Genomic DNA, 1789 nt, shown 5'->3' with positions numbered 1-1789 from the left:
AAGGAGCATTCCTGTTAGAAGGATTTTCGGGGACTTGAACAAAAAGAGCCCTCTTGGTATGATGCGGGGTGTCAAATCGTCGACGAAATGACCCCTAATTTGTAACCAAGGAGGACTCCATAATGGATTTTAAACAAAATCAGAAAATAAATCAAGTCACCGAGAAAACACTTGTGGTCGGAATCGATATTGCCAAGCGTACGCATTACGCTTGCTTTGTAGATGATCGCGGTCGTGTGCTTCAAAAGTCTTTTGCTGTTTCCCAGTCTAATAGCGGTTTTAATTATTTCTATCAACGTATTTTGACCGCAATGAAAGAAAATGAAAAAACAGAGGTTATTGTTGGGATTGAACCTACTGGCCATTACTGGCTCAATTTAGCTTATTTCCTTGAGGAACGGGGCATCCCCTTAGTAATGACAAATCCGATGCACGTCAAACGTTCAAAGGAGTTAGACGACAATCTTCCAACTAAACATGACCGAAAAGATGCGCTAGTAATTGCTCGTCTTATTAAAGACGGTCGTTTCAGTTATCCGCGTATTTTAAAGGAAATGGAAGCAGAACTTCGTGTTGGCTCAACTTTTAGAAGCAAGTTGGTAGAGGAGTTAGGCTCTCTCAAAAACATGATGATTCGCTGGTTAGATCGCTATTTCCCAGAGTTTACTCAGGTGTTTCCTTCATTCGGAAAAATGGCTTTAGCTGTACTTGAATGTACTCCATTTCCGAGTGATTTTCACCAAAAACAACCCGATGAAGTCTTAACCCTTTATCGAAAGGTCGAGGGGCTAAAATCCCCACAAAGACCAAAAGCAGTGCGCCTTATTGAAGTCGCGGCTAACTCTATCGGGGTAACAGAAGGACGTGAGATGGCCCACATTGAAATCGCCACGCTCGTTCGCCGTTACCATCAATTAGAGAAAGATATCGAAAACATTACGGTGCACTTAGTTGAACTTGTAAAAACGTCTGTAGAGTATGAATGGCTATCAACCGTCCAAGGACTTGGAGATACCACCATTGTTGACTTATTAGCCGAAATTGGAAGCTTTTCACACTACGAAGATCCACGCCAACTTATCAAACTCGCGGGATTAACGTTACGTGAAAATTCCTCTGGTCTGCATAAAGGACAAAAACGTATTTCTAAACGGGGCAGACGAAAGTTACGTGCCCTCCTGTTCCGAGTTATGATGCCTATGATTCGCCATAATGAAGCCTTTAGAAAGCTGCACGAGTATTACACAAACCGTCAGGTTAATCCATTACGCAAGAAGCAATCTATCGTGGTTTTATGCGGTAAGCTATTAAAAGTATTACATGGAATTAGTACCAAGCACAAAGCGTTTGACGCACAGCGAATGATGAGGGATATTCCAGGTCTCGCAGAGGCTGTTTAAACCCTACATCCCCTTAATAAGACAATAAGACCTAGACAACAGGATGACACGGAGAAGCTGGCAATATATTTTCCATTCGACCTTGAGTCCCTAAAGGAGCTTCGCTAGCCTCTGCCTTATGACTAGACCGAACGAAGGAATGTAGGCACATAGATGCCCAGAGACATGGGAGGGTACGTCATCATAAGCTACGCAGAGATCCATTGTGCATCGCATAATTCCCTATCACTACTTTCTATAATTATCCAGTAGTGACCGCGTAGCGTACCCGTAGGTTGGAATAATTACACATAATATATAAATTCTGTTAGGAATCGTGTCGAAAAATATTTTTTTGACACCCCAACAACGGCTCAAACCGTTGATAAATCAATATTTATAGAGGGAGG

The 1789-nt window shown here is 42.3% G+C and carries 1 protein-coding gene; it reads left to right on the top strand.

Going from position 1 to position 1789, the window contains the following annotated elements; all coding sequences use genetic code 11:
• Positions 1-122 precede the first annotated feature (122 nt).
• Positions 123-1400: an IS110 family transposase gene (locus ACTNDN_RS24780; protein ID WP_031536138.1), complete on the top strand. Its 1278-nt coding sequence runs from the start codon at positions 123-125 to the stop codon at positions 1398-1400.
• Positions 1401-1789: the final 389 nt, after the last annotated feature.

Source organism: Niallia sp. HCP3S3_B10 (assembly GCF_052064465.1).
Lineage (GTDB): Bacteria > Bacillota > Bacilli > Bacillales > Cytobacillaceae > Niallia > Niallia hominis.
This window is presented reverse-complemented; position numbering and strand designations above follow the sequence as displayed.

What these genes read in the sequence shown, in the direction of transcription:
- ACTNDN_RS24780 (WP_031536138.1), top strand. Translation starts at nt 123, where the DNA reads ATGGATTTTAAACAAAATCAGAAAATAAATCAAGTCACCGAGAAAACA.